The organism is Bacillus sp. 05T22, assembly GCF_056396765.1.
The window spans coordinates 1-17,412 of record NZ_JBFTMC010000110.1 but is presented as its reverse complement, the minus strand read 5'-3'; the positions used below and the strand labels follow the sequence as shown (position 1 = coordinate 17,412).

General features: G+C 33.0%; 14 protein-coding genes and 7 pseudogenes. 7 read left to right on the top strand and 14 right to left on the bottom strand.

The window, feature by feature from the left end:
- From AC1DIT_RS23140 to AC1DIT_RS23120, 5 genes and pseudogenes are all read right to left on the bottom strand, one after another.
- Positions 1 to 88, bottom strand: a pseudogene (locus AC1DIT_RS23140) (ADP-ribose pyrophosphatase); the annotation flags it as partial.
- A 629-nt stretch (positions 89 to 717) separates the two neighbouring features.
- Positions 718 to 2,733 carry a S9 family peptidase gene (locus AC1DIT_RS23135; RefSeq protein WP_016131424.1) on the bottom strand — a complete coding sequence of 672 codons (2,016 nt, stop codon included), beginning with the start codon at positions 2,731 to 2,733 and terminating at the stop codon, positions 718 to 720.
- Between the two features lie 21 nt (positions 2,734 to 2,754).
- Positions 2,755 to 3,108 carry a Tn7-like element transposition protein TnsE gene (locus AC1DIT_RS23130; RefSeq protein WP_476998432.1) on the bottom strand — a complete coding sequence of 118 codons (354 nt, stop codon included), beginning with the start codon at positions 3,106 to 3,108 and terminating at the stop codon, positions 2,755 to 2,757.
- A complete protein-coding gene (locus AC1DIT_RS23125) occupies positions 3,066 to 3,362 on the bottom strand; it encodes an SGNH/GDSL hydrolase family protein (RefSeq protein WP_476998431.1) in 297 nt (98 codons plus the stop codon). The genes AC1DIT_RS23130 and AC1DIT_RS23125 overlap by 43 nt, the downstream gene beginning before the upstream one ends.
- Positions 3,363 to 3,423: 61 nt before the next feature.
- A complete protein-coding gene (locus tag AC1DIT_RS23120; protein ID WP_016114995.1) occupies positions 3,424 to 4,020 on the bottom strand; it encodes a TetR/AcrR family transcriptional regulator in 597 nt (198 codons plus the stop codon).
- A gap of 261 nt (positions 4,021 to 4,281) precedes the next feature.
- On the opposite strand from AC1DIT_RS23120, the pseudogene AC1DIT_RS23115 reads away from it, so the two are divergent.
- A pseudogene (locus tag AC1DIT_RS23115) lies at positions 4,282 to 4,454 on the top strand (cell wall hydrolase); the annotation flags it as partial.
- Between the two features lie 240 nt (positions 4,455 to 4,694).
- Here AC1DIT_RS23115 and speD read toward each other — a convergent pair.
- From speD to AC1DIT_RS23095, 4 genes and pseudogenes are all read right to left on the bottom strand, one after another.
- Positions 4,695 to 5,537, bottom strand: coding sequence for an adenosylmethionine decarboxylase (speD, locus tag AC1DIT_RS23110; protein ID WP_016114997.1), 843 nt, complete (start codon positions 5,535 to 5,537; stop codon positions 4,695 to 4,697).
- A gap of 457 nt (positions 5,538 to 5,994) precedes the next feature.
- Positions 5,995 to 6,129, bottom strand: a pseudogene (locus AC1DIT_RS23105) (cupin domain-containing protein); the annotation flags it as partial.
- A 547-nt stretch (positions 6,130 to 6,676) separates the two neighbouring features.
- Positions 6,677 to 7,192 (bottom strand): annotated as a pseudogene (locus AC1DIT_RS23100) (GNAT family N-acetyltransferase); the annotation flags it as partial.
- A gap of 142 nt (positions 7,193 to 7,334) precedes the next feature.
- Positions 7,335 to 8,120 carry an enoyl-CoA hydratase/isomerase family protein gene (locus AC1DIT_RS23095; protein WP_476998430.1) on the bottom strand — a complete coding sequence of 262 codons (786 nt, stop codon included), beginning with the start codon at positions 8,118 to 8,120 and terminating at the stop codon, positions 7,335 to 7,337.
- A gap of 268 nt (positions 8,121 to 8,388) precedes the next feature.
- On the opposite strand from AC1DIT_RS23095, the pseudogene AC1DIT_RS23090 reads away from it, so the two are divergent.
- From AC1DIT_RS23090 to AC1DIT_RS23075, 4 genes and pseudogenes are all read left to right on the top strand, one after another.
- Positions 8,389 to 8,616: pseudogene (locus tag AC1DIT_RS23090) on the top strand (integrase core domain-containing protein); the annotation flags it as partial.
- A gap of 150 nt (positions 8,617 to 8,766) precedes the next feature.
- Positions 8,767 to 9,258 carry a CDP-diacylglycerol--serine O-phosphatidyltransferase gene (gene pssA, locus AC1DIT_RS23085; protein WP_016115000.1) on the top strand — a complete coding sequence of 164 codons (492 nt, stop codon included), beginning with the start codon at positions 8,767 to 8,769 and terminating at the stop codon, positions 9,256 to 9,258.
- A 23-nt stretch (positions 9,259 to 9,281) separates the two neighbouring features.
- A pseudogene (locus AC1DIT_RS23080) lies at positions 9,282 to 9,482 on the top strand (IS4 family transposase); the annotation flags it as partial.
- Between the two features lie 116 nt (positions 9,483 to 9,598).
- Positions 9,599 to 9,922, top strand: coding sequence for a hypothetical protein (locus AC1DIT_RS23075; protein ID WP_016115001.1), 324 nt, complete (start codon positions 9,599 to 9,601; stop codon positions 9,920 to 9,922).
- A gap of 283 nt (positions 9,923 to 10,205) precedes the next feature.
- Here the strand turns inward: AC1DIT_RS23075 and AC1DIT_RS23070 are convergent, their stop codons facing one another.
- From AC1DIT_RS23070 to AC1DIT_RS23050, 5 genes and pseudogenes are all read right to left on the bottom strand, one after another.
- Positions 10,206 to 10,757: an undecaprenyl-diphosphatase gene (locus AC1DIT_RS23070; protein ID WP_229161693.1), complete on the bottom strand. Its 552-nt coding sequence runs from the start codon at positions 10,755 to 10,757 to the stop codon at positions 10,206 to 10,208.
- 157 nt (positions 10,758 to 10,914) lie between these two features.
- On the bottom strand, positions 10,915 to 12,342 hold the full coding sequence (locus AC1DIT_RS23065) for a HAMP domain-containing sensor histidine kinase (protein WP_476998429.1): 1,428 nt from the start codon (positions 12,340 to 12,342) through the stop codon (positions 10,915 to 10,917).
- Complete coding sequence (locus AC1DIT_RS23060; protein ID WP_016115004.1) at positions 12,339 to 13,013, bottom strand: response regulator transcription factor; 675 nt, start codon at positions 13,011 to 13,013, stop codon at positions 12,339 to 12,341. The genes AC1DIT_RS23065 and AC1DIT_RS23060 overlap by 4 nt, the downstream gene beginning before the upstream one ends.
- A gap of 12 nt (positions 13,014 to 13,025) precedes the next feature.
- On the bottom strand, positions 13,026 to 13,556 hold the full coding sequence (locus AC1DIT_RS23055) for a hypothetical protein (RefSeq protein WP_016115005.1): 531 nt from the start codon (positions 13,554 to 13,556) through the stop codon (positions 13,026 to 13,028).
- 140 nt (positions 13,557 to 13,696) lie between these two features.
- Positions 13,697 to 14,214: pseudogene (locus tag AC1DIT_RS23050) on the bottom strand (GrpB family protein).
- 128 nt (positions 14,215 to 14,342) lie between these two features.
- On the opposite strand from AC1DIT_RS23050, the gene AC1DIT_RS23045 reads away from it, so the two are divergent.
- Both AC1DIT_RS23045 and AC1DIT_RS23040 read left to right on the top strand, forming a co-directional pair.
- Positions 14,343 to 14,549, top strand: a complete 207-nt coding sequence (locus AC1DIT_RS23045; protein WP_016132833.1) for a hypothetical protein — start codon at positions 14,343 to 14,345, stop codon at positions 14,547 to 14,549.
- 136 nt (positions 14,550 to 14,685) lie between these two features.
- Positions 14,686 to 15,942 carry a sensor histidine kinase gene (locus AC1DIT_RS23040; protein ID WP_016115008.1) on the top strand — a complete coding sequence of 419 codons (1,257 nt, stop codon included), beginning with the start codon at positions 14,686 to 14,688 and terminating at the stop codon, positions 15,940 to 15,942.
- The last annotated feature ends 1,470 nt before the right edge of the window (positions 15,943 to 17,412 follow it).

The window sequence follows — 17,412 nt, the reverse complement described above, 5'->3', positions numbered from 1 at the left end:
GCTCATGATCTATAACAAGTACACACGCCCCAACCATAATTAAAGGTTTACTTCCAACCAAATTACGTAAGTCCATAATATATCCCATATATATGCCTCCTTTGAAAATCTGCACTCTTGTACAATATTCTTCTTACTTTAATATTGTACACAAACTAGATAAAAACCGCTTGCAATGTAAGCTAATGAGCAAACTATTTTTATCAAACACTATTCCAAACCAACAGAATGTAGTGATAAATGTAGGTGTTAAAAAAAGTTTGATCAAAACCTTGTGTGAAGTATTGTTTTTTCAGCAAAAAACAATAGCTAAATTTTGAAAAAAGTTTGATCATTTTATTTAATATATCTTTTTTTGTCCCGTAGATAAATCAGTTGTACTGAAGTATCCATTTCTTATCTCTACTTTGCCTTCTAGGTCTAATTAATCTTTTATAAGAAGAAAACGTGGCAAATATGTAATTTTCCATATCTGAGCCACGTTTTTATCCTATTGCAGTTTTTACACGAATCGTTTCCGTACCCCTACAAAGGTACAGGGAGCTTAATGCCATAACGTTGCTATACAATTGTAAGTCAATGTAGTTGCTAGAGTATTATACAGTGGAAATTCACATGGAAATCATAGAGCTACAATCACAGGCTAAATAAGAAAAAAAGCTTCCTTATGAAGACTGTTTCATCCTTATGTATCCTGTGAGGATATCCATTTATTAATCATAAAACCCTAAAATCTTTCATACTTTCTCCAAGAATATAGTGTGAAAACCACATCAAATTCTGCTTCATAATAGCCACATTAATTCCTGGCTGGTCAGAACTATATGCCATTCCTTTAAATATAATTAATTCTGTATCAACTTCCATATCCCTTAATCCTTGATATAGCTCATATGCATTTGAAGTTGGAACTCTTGCATCCTTTTCACCATGTTGGATTAAGGTGGGAGTACAGGCTGATTTAATATATATCATTGGTGATGTTTTAGTATATATCTCTGGATCATCCCATGGATTATTTCCTAAATACATCCTAATAAAGTAAGGTATATCTGTATTTACATAATGGGTACTCCAATTAGTAATTCCACCTCCAACTGAAATAGCTTTAAATCTACTACTAAATGTAGAACAGAAAGCTGATATATATCCCCCGTTGCTCCATCCCATAACCCCTACTCTATCTTTATCTGCAATCCCTTTGTCAACTAGTTTATCCACTCCAGATATAACATCATCGTAGTTAGCAATTCCCAGCTTTCTATAGTTTGCTTTTAAGAATTCATTACCATAACCAGAACTTCCCCTGTAGTTTGGTTCTAAAACTATAAAGCCTTTTTCGATAAACTGTTCAATAGGATATTTCTCATTAAAACAGTCTGAAAATATTGGAAAGGATGCCCAAGCCGGACCACCATGGATTACCACTAATAAGGGATATTTTTTATTTGCGTCAAACTCTACTGGGGTTGATAAAACTCCCTCTATTTCAAGACCATCACTACTTTGCCATGAGATTATTTCCCTGTTACTTTTAAGCTTTCCTTTGAAAAAGCTATTTTCATTCGTTATTTTTTTATCGTCTAAATAGATTTCAAAGGTTTCATTTGTTATAGCCTTATTATAGGATATATGATTTCCATCCCTTGTTATAGAAGCATCCATTATAAAGCTATCTACTTTTTCGCTTAACATTTCCACAGTGCCATCCTCAGATAGCAACCCAATAAGATAATTAGTTTTATTCTGCCATCTAATTAAAATTCCTTTAGCTGTCCACCGTAATGGAATAACCGTACTATCAAAATCTGCTAAAGGTTGAATTAGCTCTCCATTATTAATATCATATATCTCTAATGTACTGTCTTGTATATGGGTCTTATAGTAATCCTTCTCCCTTATGCTTGCTGAATAACATATTTTGCTGCCTTCAGGAGAAAAGCAAACGCTCCCTCCTAACAACTTATCTATATTCATCTTTTGTAGCTCTCCAGCTTTAATATCTAGTATGTATAGATCTCCATTAATATAATCTCCCATATTTGGGCTTGGTGTAGCCATAAATACAACCTTTTTCCCATCATTTGAAATATCAAATTCATGGATATGAAAATCCTTCCCATCAGTTAGTTGATAAACAACGCTATTTTCGTGTTCATCTTTATCTTTACCAGAACTATCAGAATTTTCTAGGTGTTCATGTTTATCATTTTGTATCACTTTTTCTATTTCAATGTAATATAAACAATTATTCTGGTATTCTTTACCTATATGATGGAAATTCCCATATAGTTCCTTACGTTTCTTTATCACCTCAGATTCTTTTGACTGTGCAACATAATAAAAACCCTTGCCAGTAGACGCCCATTTGAATTTACTGACCCCTTCTTTCTCATCAGTAATTTGAACCCCACTATAACCATCTATTGACTTAACAAAGATCTGATTTTTCTTATTATCCCCGTCACCAACTGGGCTAAGGTATGCGATATCCCTAGAATCTGGAGACCATAATGGGTATGTACTATCTATATCCCTAGTTGTTAATGGGTAACTCTGCCCCTTATCTTTTTCATATATCCATACATGATTCCTATATTTATTGTCTTTCCAGTTAGCTGTCTTCTTGACAAATGCTACGTTTTTGCCATCATCACTTATGTTTGTACCTGATAAGGTTGGTAATGAAATAATCTCTTCTATACTTAGATATGTTTTTTCATTCATTTTCATTAATAAACCCCCTCGTAATGTCTAGTAATCTAATTTGTTCAATAAAACCTCTGCCCTATGCTGAACCCCTTTAGAACTGTGTCTAGCTTTCACCACTGTAATACCTTGACCTTCAATGCTTTTCAATGACTTACTTGTCCAAGTTCCACTATCATTCACAAGATTTATAAGCAGTCGATCATAAATAGTTTTCCATTCACGAATTTCAAACGATGATAATATTAACATCGACAAAGAGCGATTTTCCCGTTCAATTTCTATAATGTTGAATTGTTTGCCATTCCCCAAATACATTTGAGCAATTACATAACGTCGCTTAGTGACATTATCACTCAATTTCGTAAATCTACGTTCACCGTGACCATCTGGCAACACATCGATACGACTGGCCGCGCTTTTACCCCTAATACTTTGGCGTAAATATCATTGATTCCTATCCAAAGAAAAGAAATATCAAATATACCATCATCTTTAGAATGGTTAATTCGATTATATAAGCCCGTCACTGTTTCTCCTGGTTTCCCTAAGTTATATAACGTGTCGTTTGGAAATTGATCGCTCAATATTTTATAAAAAGAAATACCTGGCCTTCCCTCGGTTAGACTATCTCCAAATAGCGCTATTTTCATTTTTCTCTCCTCCATGACTCGTATTTCTCTACATGAAAACGAAATAAAAGGCGAGTATGAATTAAGACTTCTTGTTAGAAATAGATAACAAAAATATAGTGATTGCCTCTTCAAATAAACGTTGTAATTCTTCAGTTTCAATTGTGTGGATAAATTGACATAAGCCACCTAACCACGAACCTAATAGAATACTTGTCTTTTCAATATCTTCTATTTTAAATTCATCATTGCTAATTCCTTCTTTTAAAATATATTGATATGCTTGTAAGGGGATAATTGCTAATCCATATAGTTTCTGCACTGTAGAAGGGTTGGTGGTAGGATCTGATGCAAGTTCTTGACCAGCTCTTAATAAAGGAGCTTTGTAATTATAAAGAACGTGTCTAGCCATTCCATATAACTTTTCTGTCGCTGTTTGATATTTCTTTGTTGTTGTTTGCCATTTCTCATCCCATTGCTGCATACCCCTTTGCGCCAAATATACAAATAAGTTTTCTTTATTTTGATAATGATAATAAATATGTCCTTTGCTATAACCAGAGGCTTTCGCAATATCTTCAACAGAAGTCTTTGCATAGCCCTTTATAGAAAATAATTCGGTTGCTTTTTCAGCTATTACTCGTTTTGCTTGTTCACTGTCATAACGCCTTTTATTCAACGGTTTTCTCCTTTCGATTAAATTCATTAAAAATTGAACGATTGTTCTAATTGTAGTTTATGCAAACTTTCTATACTTAGCAACTACTAGAATAAAAAATGTAGTATTTGCGGAAATTAGATATTCATGTTGACTTAGTTATTTAAATTATTATATTTCCCCTATAAATACGGTGCGTGAAATTGCCTATTTTGCACGAACTTTAAATTCGTGTTTTTAATTCTCTTTACATATACTTGTAAAGAGCATGGAGGGATAGTAATGAGAATTGCGTACACAGAAACTGATGTGAACTTGTTAGCTCATCTAATGAAGGAAAAAGCAGTAGGACAACAAGGGATTCTGGATATTGGAAATGTCGGTGTAAACAGAGTGATGTGCGATTGTCTAGACTTTAAAGGAATTCCCGCAACCAACGAGAGCTGATTACCCAAAAGTATATACTGGAAAATAAATGTTTAATGATTCTCTATTGATAAAAAATCCCTTCACGTTTTGTGAAGGAATCATTATATTATTATGGATTCATTTGAAAATTCGGATTGAGAAATTCACCTTTTTATATAGCAAATTGTTGTTCATCATCATAAAAAATTAAGGCAAAACTAAAAGACATGAATCTGATACAATACCAGACTCATGTCCAAGAAGTTGCCTAATGAAATAAATTGTGCCTAGAGTTCATCATCCAAATCCTCTTCAATTAATCCATGATTCATGTTTTTTCCGTAAAATATTTCATCCATTTCTGTTTTTAATTTTTTTGTAATTTCCTCTTGTTCTTTCACGGATAATTTTTCTTGGGTATATCCAAATAGATAGTTGTTTAAGTCAAATTCTTTTCGTTTACATTTTGTATGAAAGATATGTTCTTGATATACATTAACATCAATCATATCATAGAGTTTTTTCACGTTATTTGGAATGTAATTTTGGATAGAACTTATTTCGTGGTCAATAAATAACTTGTTACCTGTTATATCTCTTGTAAATCCCCGAACGCGGTAATCAATTGTCATAATATCTGTATCAAATGAGTGGATAAGGTAATTTAATGCCTTAAGAGGCGAAATTTCACCGCATGTAGCTACATCAATATCTGCTCTAAAAGTGCTGATACCTTCATCTGGATGATATTCAGGATACGTATGAACCGTTATATGACTTTTATCTAACTGCATGACAACTGAATCTGGGAGCGGTCCAGGAGATTCAGTGAATGATTCTGTCGGCACTTCCACCACAGGACCTTCTGATACTAGTATGGTTACACTTGCCCCCTGTGGTACATAGTCTTGTTTAGCAATATTTAATACATGTGCACCTATAATATCTGAGACATTTTTTAAAATCTTAGTTAATCTGTCTGCATTATATTGTTCATCTATGTATTCTATATAAGATTCTCGTTCTTCTTTTGTTTTTGTATAGCAAATATCATACATATTAAAGCTTAATGATTTTGTGAGGTTATTAAATCCATGTAATTGAATCCGTTGTTCTGGTGTTAGTTTCATGATAAAATTCCCCATTCTTTTTTCTGATCAATAATATTTTATAAATCCTTTATGAAATATGGTTCCATTCTACAATTTTTTCATGCATATTCTTTTGAATTAGAATATATGATCTGTTTCTCATTTATTGGTACTGGTCAATTTTTATATTTTTTTATTTTATTGTAAATATACGGTAAATGAAATTTGAAACAACAACTATGTAGAATTGGATTTTAACAATCATTGTGACTTAATTAATCAAAAACAAAAAGATGTACAAACTCACGTTGTGTACATCTTTTTGTCTATGTCTGAAACGAATTAAATATGAGGTTATGTTCTATAATGGCCCCTAATTATATCCACTCAAAATATTATTTATTTAAATTTTTTTTCGTTACTTCACTTCTAATATTTACCTCTTTTGAGAATTCAGTATCGTTTGTTAGGTTATTCGGATATTTGTTTTTGCGTTTTGAATACAGATAAAATAGAGAGGTTCACTTGAATTATTACGCCAAATTCGTTCCCCTTCTTGTGCTATCCTAATAACAGTACCCTCTTTAATTTCAATGATTTCATCATCAATCTTAAATTGCCCTTGTCCCTTTTGTTGCTATCAAACCGAAGTAATCTGCAATATTTGTGGCAAAAGCGAAGACCCTTGATCAGAGAGCTTTCTGCTTGAATTGTTAATTGCGATATCTTTCCGGTATGGTTAATCCATTTCTTTCATCATCCCATGCTACGGAACTAATCTTCCAACCACTTGGAGTTTGAATAAACTGCATCGTTTTCATCCCCAATGTCTCGAATGAATCGCCATCCAACACTCCAGATTTTCGATATAAGCTGAAACGGTGAGCGATATTACCGAAAATCTCTGTAATTTCTTGTATTTCTTCTTCTTTGAAATCATTTAAGCGCCCTTCTCTTAATAGTTTTTCACGTGGATCGATAAATTGCTGAAGATTGTAAATATTTGGGATGGAATCCGTATTTTTAATGATCATTCCCTCTGGAATAAATAAATCATTGAGTACACGTACATTTGGTTCTTCTCCATTTTTGTTGGTAAATGCATTAAAGAATGCATCAGTTAATCGATCTAAACTTATTTTTTGATCTGATAATTTATATGTGTTATTTATATGGTTTTCTGTTCTACTATTATATGCAAAAAGTCTAAGCTCTTCAGGATCATTGGACAACTGAACTAATCTTTCAAACTGTAACCCTACTTTTTCAAGTAACTTGGCTGAAGGGTGATTGTCTTGAGTTGTGATTGCGACGATTCGATTTAATCCTAAAGTATCTTTACCATATGCCATTACAGCAGAAGCTGCTTCATAGGCATATCCTTTTTCCCAATACTTTGGAAGAAAGGCAAAACCAATATCCACATCTTCTAGGGTGTCTCTTTTTACTAGACCACAAATCCCAATTGGGATTTGATCTTCTTTTCTCTCTACCAAATAAAGACAAAATCCGAATTGCTCATACATACGAATTGGTCCATTCATAATGTAGTTACGTGCATCATCAATCGTTTTCACACCACGATCGCCTATAAATTGTAACCAAGAGGGATCATTGAGAAGCTCTAGGATAAACTCTACATCGTCGGTAGTTTGTAGGCGAAGGGTAAGCCGATTGGTTTCAAGAATTTTCATAGTAATACACCAGCCTCATAGTATTTATTTTAGTTGATATTGTATTCTTGTTGTATAAGACTTATTAGTAAGTAATTCAAAAAGATATTAAATAACTAAACTAGTATCAAAAGAGAAATAATTAAATGATTGATTCGATAAACTATTTCCCACTAAATGATGCTTTGGTCTTTTCTAAAAATGATTTAGTTCCTTCTTTGAAGTCCTCTGTGGATGCAATCAAACCAAAATAATCTGCACCGAGAAGAGCGGACTCTTCTAAAGTTAAATTGCTCCCCCTATGAATTGCCTCCCAGGTCATTTTTACTGCAATTGGAGCCTGAGACAGAATTTCTAGGATAAGAGTTTCTGATTCTGATAGTAACTGTTTAGGCTCAACAATCCTATTAACCAGTCCTATTCTATAAGCTTCTTCTGCGCTTATCGCGTTTCCAGTGAGTAACAGTTCTGCAGCACGTTCCTTACCTATAAGTCTGGGAAGTCTCGTAGTTCCACCAAAACCAGCAACAGCACCTATACGTACTTCAGGATGTCCTAATCTAGCATGATTTGCACATACACGGAGCGAACAGGATTCAGCTAACTCAAGCCCACCTCCTAGAGCGAAGCCATTGATAGCAGCAACAACTACTTTCCCCAATGACTCGATTTTATTAGTAACCGTAACAGCTAGCTGAGCTAAATCACGTACTTCTAGAGGAGTACTTTTATTAAGATACTTAATGTCTGCACCTGCGGAAAATGCCTTTTCCCCGGAACCGATAATGATCACTGCCTTTRCACTTGAATCAATTTTAATCCTGTCTAAGATGGATGAAAGTTGTTCAAGAACATCTCGGTTTAATGCATTGAGTGCTTCCGGTCTGTTTATTGTAATTTTTGCGATTCCATTTTCTCCAGTGTAGAGAATGACATCTTTATTTATCATTTTAAACCCTCCAATAGTTTAGTGTATCGACACTGATTCCTTAACGTAAGGAAAATCAACTTTTTCATCCCAAAAATGGCAGAGTGTATGTGTATATTTTCGTTAAAATGTTAGCAGGACCTCTTTAACGGTAAAGATAGCTTGCGGGTCGGATGTATTGTTATCGCAGGAACAGCAACATGTCTTTGACGAACAGCTCCGGATACCGGAAGAGGAACCCATGCCCTGAATCTGGATAAATAATGAGCTGAGCATTCGGCATCCTCCTGATCAAGATTGGCACTATCAAATGAAACAATACCGTCATTCCCTTACTAAACGTGGCATTACACAAAGCATGTCCCGTAAAGGGAACTGTTACGATAACGCAGTAATTGAAAATTCCTTTGGTATCATGAAGTCAAAATTTATATATCGAAAAGAATTCAAGAGTATAGAACATTTTGAGCAAGAACTAGCAACGTATATAGTGTACTATAATTATAAAAGAATTAAGACAACTTCTTGGGGTCACTTCAAGGGAATCGGCTTTTTTCTTGTCGAAATTTACTTAGCTTGCAGTGGTCATATATTTTTAAGAATAACGGAAGAATATATAGAAAATGCTACATAAATGGGAAGTTTGATCAACTTAGGGGGGACAACATTGTTCAATCAGATAGTAAAAGCTGTACCCAATTTATTTACGATTGGAAATTTATTGTGTGGTGTTTTTTCAATTACCTTGAATATGAATGGCTTTTTGGAAGTAGCCTCCATTTTTATTTTCCTTTCAGCTGTTTTAGATTTTCTTGATGGAAGGATTGCGAGAAAATTAAAAGTGAACAGTGAGTTTGGCGTAGAATTGGATTCCTTAGCTGATATTGTTAGTTTTGGAGTTGCTCCTGCACTTCTATTTCATTCGATAGCAGCACCATCTATTTTAACTTCTTTGGCATTTATCCTTTTCCCAACGATGGGTGCTTTAAGATTAGCTAAATTTAGTGTTAAACCAACCATTGGATATTTTATGGGATTACCTATTCCAGCTGCTGGATTACCATTGGCTGGTATGGGATTGTTTTCATATAGCAATGCATGGATTACCTTAATCCTTGCTCTCTTAATGGTAAGTCCAATTAGGTTTAAAAAACTTTAATTGAGGTCCCGTCCCATCGCCATCAAGATATTGACCAATTACAGCCTGGTGAAACATATGAAATTCCTGAGATTTATATTGGAATGTATCAAAAACTTCCCGCAAGACTTATCCTATATAAATTAACTGAAACACAAATGAAACGTAGGCAAAAGGATTTAACATCTAAAGAACAGAAAAAACAAATTACCTATAAAGAACGCAGTAAACGTCTTAGTGTAATTACCTGTAAGCTTTTGTTCAACCTGCGTAATTAAGATTCAAATTTCATCCAATTTGGTACAATACGTTCAATATCTCCCCAAGCTATTTGGACATGCTAAAGAATGAGGTGACTGTTATGAAAGATGAAATATTAAAGTTAGTACCAGAGGCGGTAAAAAAGTTAATCCAGAAAGAAGTCAAAGAAAGAAACAAGAGTATCATTGATTTAATTATCGATGATGCAACTGCATATGAATTTGAACCAGAGCAAGTAGGTCCTTGTATCATGGCTGCTTATTATGCTTATGAGTCCGCGTCTTATCCTAGTGAAACGGAAGATGAATGGATGCGAATCTTAGTTTTTCACACGGCTACTCGTTCAGCAATGAAGCTTTTATCTTACGGTAAATTTAAAGCAAAACGATCAGAGAGTGGATGGATGAGGTATACAGATCATTGAATGATCCCGTTTTGAAGTAAGGAATTTCTATTAACTAACATATTCGCGGAAATCTCTTACTCCGGAATAAAATTTTTACAGAACATATGACTGTTTCGTACCCAATGGACGTTGTACACTTCGTTCAAAAAATGTTTTACGAAAAATTACACATGCCATACATCTTCTAACTAGCCCTGATATTTTGTTTTCTAATTAAATACAGTGCGTGAAATTAATGTTTGTATGCATGAAAAAGAACCCATCATTTACGAATAGGTTCTTTTTCTAGTGACTTGTATGATTAATGTGTATGGTTATATTTCGATAACAATGGAATTCGTTTTGCAATGGATGCATAAATTACAAATACCATTTGTGTTAATGGTTCTAATTTTCGCGTACTTTGCATTACTATGCCACAAGTTATAAATGATAGGAATGCTCCACCAATTATATCTGCTGGATAATGGACACCAACGTAAATACGTGAAACTCCAACTAGTACGGCCCAAATTAATGCAATATATTTTAATCTTTCCCCTCTCAATAGCATCGTAAATGCTATTGAAAATACAAGTACAGAATGATCACTTACAAATGATGAATCTACTGCATGTGGCACTAATTGATGAACATGATAAGTTACAAAAGGTCGTGCATGATAATATACTGCATGAATGAAAACATTTAATAGCAATGAAACTCCAACTGTAAGAACAGTATATACAACAGTATATTGTTTTTGAATTGCCATTTCTGTTTTTGCGTTACTAAACCATAAAATAAGCATGAAAAGAATCGCCACATAAGGCGCGCTATTCGTAATCATAATCATGATCTTATCTGAAATGATTCAGGTTCCCGCTAAATTATTAATCCATTGAAATACTGTGTAGTTCATATCTACCCTCTCCTTATGTTCATTACGTTCGTACTTTAAGAAAGTACAAGTTCTATTGGTTTACACAGTATACAACAGCAATATGAAAATACCTTGAAACTTTTCTCATCTATTTCTCATTTTCATGTAAAACATAAGGAAACGAAATTGTAACTGATGTACCTTCTCTCTCCTTACTTTCTAATATGATGTTTCCATTATATTTTTCTACAAGCCGTTTTGCGATGGAAAGCCCCAGTCCATTTCCGCCTTGTTTACGACTCCTTGCTTTATCTACTCTATAAAAACGATTAAGTACAAATGGTAAATCTGATTCGGGTATTCCAACGCCATGATCTACAATTCGTATAGCAATGTTATCTCTTTGCAAGTTTGTTTGAATACAAATGTACTTATCATTTGTTTTGGTATATTTAATTGCATTATCTAGTACGATAATAATTATTTGCTCTAAGTAAGATGCCGGTATAGACACGTATGCCCCTTCGGCATGTAATTGTATATCAAATTGAAATTCAGTTTGAAGAACCTCAAAGTTTTGAATTACTTGTTTTAACACAGTATTTACATGTACAGGCTCGACTGTTAATGAGGGCACTTGCTCTGATTCTGCCCTGGATAACTCTAATAATTCTGAGACTAATTTATTCAATCTATCCACTTCTTTTAAACTAGATTGAAGTGATTTTTGTAGAATAACAGGATCATCCTTTCCCCAACGGTTTAACATGGATAAATGTCCTTGAATAATTGTAAGGGGTGTTCGAAGTTCATGTGATGCGTCTTCAACAAACTGTTTTTGTTGTAAAAAAGACTTTTCTACATCATCCATTAATTCATTAAATAGAATGCCTAACTTTGCAAGTTCATCATTATTTTCCCGTATAGGAACTCTTTCTTTTAACCCGTTTGTTTTAATTCGATTCATCGTATCAGTTATATTCTGAACACTTAATAAAAGTTGTTTAGCAATGATCCTTCCACCTAAAAAACTAAGTATAAGTCCACCGATACCAGCTGCAACCATTACAACGAAAATGATTTTCAACAAATGATCGAACGCTTCTAAATTTTCCCCAACCTCAATTGTTCCCGTAAATGACGCTGTTTGAATCGGCRTACGTTCAATTAAGATCCTATCTTCTAAATGCCTCTTTATATAAGTTTCAGGCTGAGTAACCGATTTAGGAGAAGCCCACCTCGGATTAAAATCACGAGAAATCGAGACAATTGGTTGTCCATCTTTATCTAAAATTCGAATAATCTGATGTTTATCATTCATATTATTAAGAAAGTCTTTACTGTTTTCAATTGTTTTGTTAGAAAGTGTTTCTTTTTTATCAGTAAAATATGCTGCTATTTCTTTCACTTGTCTGTTTATTTGTTTCTTTTCATAGTCTACTGTCCATTGATTAATCACAATAAACTGCAAAATATTATATAAAGCAAATAAAATAAATAATAACGTAGTTGACCAAAGAGTTAGCTTCCATTTTATCGGGAGATTTCGAATGCGCTGTGCAAAATTTTTGATCATCTCATCACATACCCAGCCCCTCTAACAGTCTGGATATACTCCTCCTTATCTACACCATGTAATTTGTTTCGTAAATAGCGAACATATACATCAACAATATTTGTTTCTACAATCGCATCGTAACCCCACACTTGCTCTAAAAGTATATCTCGTGTAAGTACGCGGTTAATATTCTTCATAAACATGAGTAATAACTCAAATTCTTTGTTCGTTAATTCAATGATTTCATCATTTTTTCTTAGCGTTCTTGATTCTACATGTAACTGTAAATCTTTAAAAGCAAGCAAAAGTGTTGACTTACTTTCTTCTTTTTGTTCGCGTCTAAATATAACACGTATTCGTGCAAGGAGTTCTTCAATTGCAAATGGCTTCGGTAAGTAATCATCAGCGCCGCTATCTAATCCTGTAACACGATCCATAATACTATCACGCGCTGTTAACATAATGATGGGAGTATTCTTCGTCGCACGCAGTCTACGACATACTTCAATCCCATTGAGTCCTGGTAACATCAAATCAAGAAGTATAATATCATAGTTCTTCTCTAGGGCTGCTTCCAATCCTTTTCGCCCATCGTATTGTACCTCTACTGCATATCCTTCATATTTTAATTCTAACTCTAAAAATTCAGCTAAACTTTCTTCATCTTCAATTATTAATATATGATGCAACCCTAATTCCTCCTATATTATCAAATGAATGATCAATCCTAATCCAAATAGAATCGCAATCATTTGATGTATGCTTCGATATAATACCGATTTTTTTCTGTCTTTAACCTTATTCAAAAAAATTCCAACAACTCCTAGCAATACCAAGCTACCAAAAGCAAATATGCCGCTGTAAATCTGTATCATATGGTGACTTCCCTTTATGAAAAAATAAACTCCATGTGTTGTTGCAACAGCTAATACAGCATAACCGATAAACATATGATATTTCTTTGCTAACATATATAATTCTTTCATATACTTGAATCCGGGTATTTTATTTTTGTGTAAAAACAGCCAAATATGACGTAAAAACCAAAGCGATGCAGCTGCAATCGCACCATATTCACCAAGAGAACCCAGATTTTTATTTACGCTTTTTAATCCTATTTGATCTCCTAGCATAAAGTTTACGATAAACATTGTAACACTAAATGCAATCACACAAGCTCCTGCGATCTTTATAAACAAATGAAAAATTTGACTCCCGAACGTTTTCTTCATTTTGCATCCCTCTTTCAATTTCAAAATATTGATACATTCCAGATTGTAGCAATTAAAAAAGAAAAAAGAATGAAAGAAAGATTAGAATAAGATGAGAAATACTGTATGTGAACTAAAAAATAAATTTCCCACTCTAATTTTTATATGTATAGATTCTCTTTCGCCAGTACAATTATCCTTTGAATAAAAGGTTCTTTTGCATTAGTATACGCCACTCGATCAAATGGATACTTCATAGCAAGCTCTTGTTTTAATTGCTTGTATTCCACACGTGCCCATTCATGATTTCTTATAAAATCACGAAATAATAAATTGTCTTCCCACTCTTGCCCCCATATGTATAGACGTGTAAATGATGTGTACCTGCTCTCCACTGACCTTTTCTAAAAAAACGCCTCTGTGGAAAATTCTCGTGAAAAATATATTCGTATTCTATTGTTTGCAATGGTTCTATCCAATGATCAACTAATTTTAAATCTTTAACACCTATCATCATATCAATGAGAGGTTTAGCATCTAACCCTTCTACTGACGTACTTCCGATATGTTCAATCGCTAAGATGTCCTTTTTTAGTAATGTGATAAATTTCTCTTTCTCCTTCACAAATTCCGTATGCCAATTTAAATTATACGGTTCAATGATTATTTCTTTATCCATCTCTTTCTCCTTTCATATTCATAATCTAGCTTTATAAGCCATCTTTTTTATTAACCAAAACAGGACTTTCAATATTTCTCTCGAATATATCAATGTTTAATCTGATTATATAAAATAAGAGGTGTAAAATGAACGAAATTCCGATTACAATTCATTTAGATGATGTGATTTTTAGATTAAAAGAATATCAAGATTTCGATTGGCTTCTAAATCTAGGTAAAGTATTTGCAGTATTCGATCAACAAGATTCAGGAAATATTTGCTTTGGTATCGAAAAAAACGGAAAGAAAAGAGTAGAAGTCAACGTTATGCATCAGTTGAGGAATTTTACTTAGCATGGGAATATGCTCGAAACAAATAATGATCCAAAAGTAATAACGGTCTTTATTATAATAATTAAAACATGAAGAAGTTACATTTTTTCTGTATAATACTTATAGTACTGAAAACTACAATAATGAGGCCTGTTAGATGAATTTTATATACATCAACCAAAACGTATTAAATAATTTACTTTACATTTTAAGTAGCGTCTTTGTTTTTTATTTTATATATGATAACGGAATGTTTTTCAAAAAACACAAAAAATCCCTTATTGTGATATGCACGAGTGTACCGTTAATTTTATGTATGAAATACCCTATATATATCGACGGAAATTGTGTTCATGATTTGAGACAGATTCCATTTTTCATAGGTACACTTTATGGCGGTTTGCCCGTTGGGATCGCCTTATTAACCATAATGTTATTGATTCGGTTTGTTTTTTATGGTGTGAACTTTTTAACAGTTATTGTTTATATTACAATGCTAGTTTTCACAGCCTTTTCTTCTTCTAAATTTAAGCAACTAAACCGAAGAAAAAAACTTATTATGTCAATGGTTTTACCTTTTTTCCTTGCTATACTAACAACTTTTATCGTTGTGATTTTATCGGATTTTCCAATTACAAAATCATATATTACTTATTTTATTCTACTCCCTCCTGTTATCATGCTATTTGTTGTATATACGAATGAAGTTTTAAGAGATGCCGTTATGATGAGATCCAAATTAGTAAAAATGGAAAAGATGGAGGTTGTGAGTCAACTTGCTGCGAGTATTTCACATGAAGTTAGAAATCCTCTTACCGTCGTAAAAGGATTTACGCAGCTCCTGAAAACTCCAGATTTATCACAAGAGTCGCGAGAGCAATATATTGAACATATTCTTGGAGAGCTAAACCGTGCTCAAGTAATCATCGATGATTACTTAACATTTGCTAAACCCGCATCACAAAAAGTTGATAACATTGTAATAGACCAAGAATTAAAAAGAGTAATAAGTATGATGATGCCCCTATGTAATATGAATTCTATAAATATTTCCGAAAAATTAGTAACAGGTTCCATTACTGGGAATACACAACATTTCCAGCAATGCTTTTTAAACTTAATAAAGAATAGTATTGAAGCGATGCCAAATGGTGGGAAACTAAGTGTCAAGTCATCTGTTTTTGAAAACAAAATTATTATTGTTATTAAGGATAGCGGAATTGGTATGACACAAGAGCAAATAAATCGATTTGGTGAACCGTATTTTAGCACAAAAGCAAAAGGAACAGGTTTAGGTACGATGGTCGCAGTAAAAATCATTGAAACGATGAATGGCACTTTAAATATAAATAGTATTGTTAATAAAGGAACCACTTTAACGATTACATTTCCACAAAATAATGAGATTACTTAATAAACACTAACATTTTGATTTAAAAGGAGCCCCCCACGTTCCTTTTTATTTTTCACTATATAAAGGATACATTGGTAATGTAAAACCTTAATATTGACTTAACTTAACATAAAGTTGGTGTTGCTCTCGTCTTTATTAAAGGATAAAAAAATCAATTTTTTCAAAAGGTCCATTAGGAGATTCGCTTTTCATCCCTGTAAAAGGTTCTGACTATACCCAGCTTGAAGGTATTCCTTCTTTACTCCATTTTTTATTACCTAACATAGTTGTACCACTACTCGCATATTTACGCTTTAGATTTTACATTCGAAAGACTCAATCCGCATCAATCACCGGTACACAAAAATAATTCGAAATATTTAGTAGGGGTAACTTGAGCGCTTACTACTCTTTAACATATCAATTATAAAAAGGAGCATGATAGCTCCTTTCCCATTGAATTTTTGGCACAATAAACGTATATAACTTCGAAATAAATATACTTTTTTATGGGTAAAGAAAAAGTCTCATCTCGGTATGAATAAAAGCAAACTGCTGAATCATTTCATTTAAGCACTTCGCTGCTTTTGTAGGAATTTGATGTTTTACGTTATCAATGAATTTCAATTCATTACATGGCAATTTTCCTCTATTTGGTATTCAAAATTCACACATGTAAGTACAGGAGGATGAATAAAAACAATAGGAACCCCTTTTCCCTTAACAATATAATACAGACTACTACCGTCCACATCCAACATTGGCATGTATGTAACCACCTCAACAATCTAAAATCATTCCCAACTCTTTTTCAAGAAAAAAGTAGCTCTAAAAAATGATGCATACTAAAAATTGATTTTAGTACATGAGTATTCTCCTTTTGTTATTAATTTCTTTATAATTCGTTAACTATAAGCTGTCGATATTACTCTGCTATACGTTCCTGATAACGTTGAAGCTGATTTTCGTTTTGAAAAAAATGAATTTAATCGCTCCTCAAGTTTTCTTTTTAATCTTTTCATTTATTTAGATAGAAAAAAGATGATTTTTCATTTTGAATGTTATGCTATACATAACCTCTTTCAGTACACTTGAAGATGTGTCTTTTCACTCATTTCTGTTATTATGTGGCACTTCTTTTTTTCTATTCTGGCAACTATTTATAATAAATTTCGATAGATTTTGTTCCATAAATTACATGAAAAATGAATATCATTCCTTTTAATCTCATTTTTAATATATTTCATCTCATTGATTAAATAAGCATTATGTAAATGAATTTTAAATCCTTATTGATCTGTCCTTGTAATAAGTGAGCTTACAAGTAAACTTAGGGTCTTTAGGAAAAAGAATCAAGAAATATTAGCATAAATTAGCATCATAAATTCCGATGAAATATTGCAACATAAATCATGTGAAGTTGAACTTAGTGTTTCTTTTTCTAATTATTTTTACAGGGGGTAAAAAATGAATACTCTTAACTTCTTGATG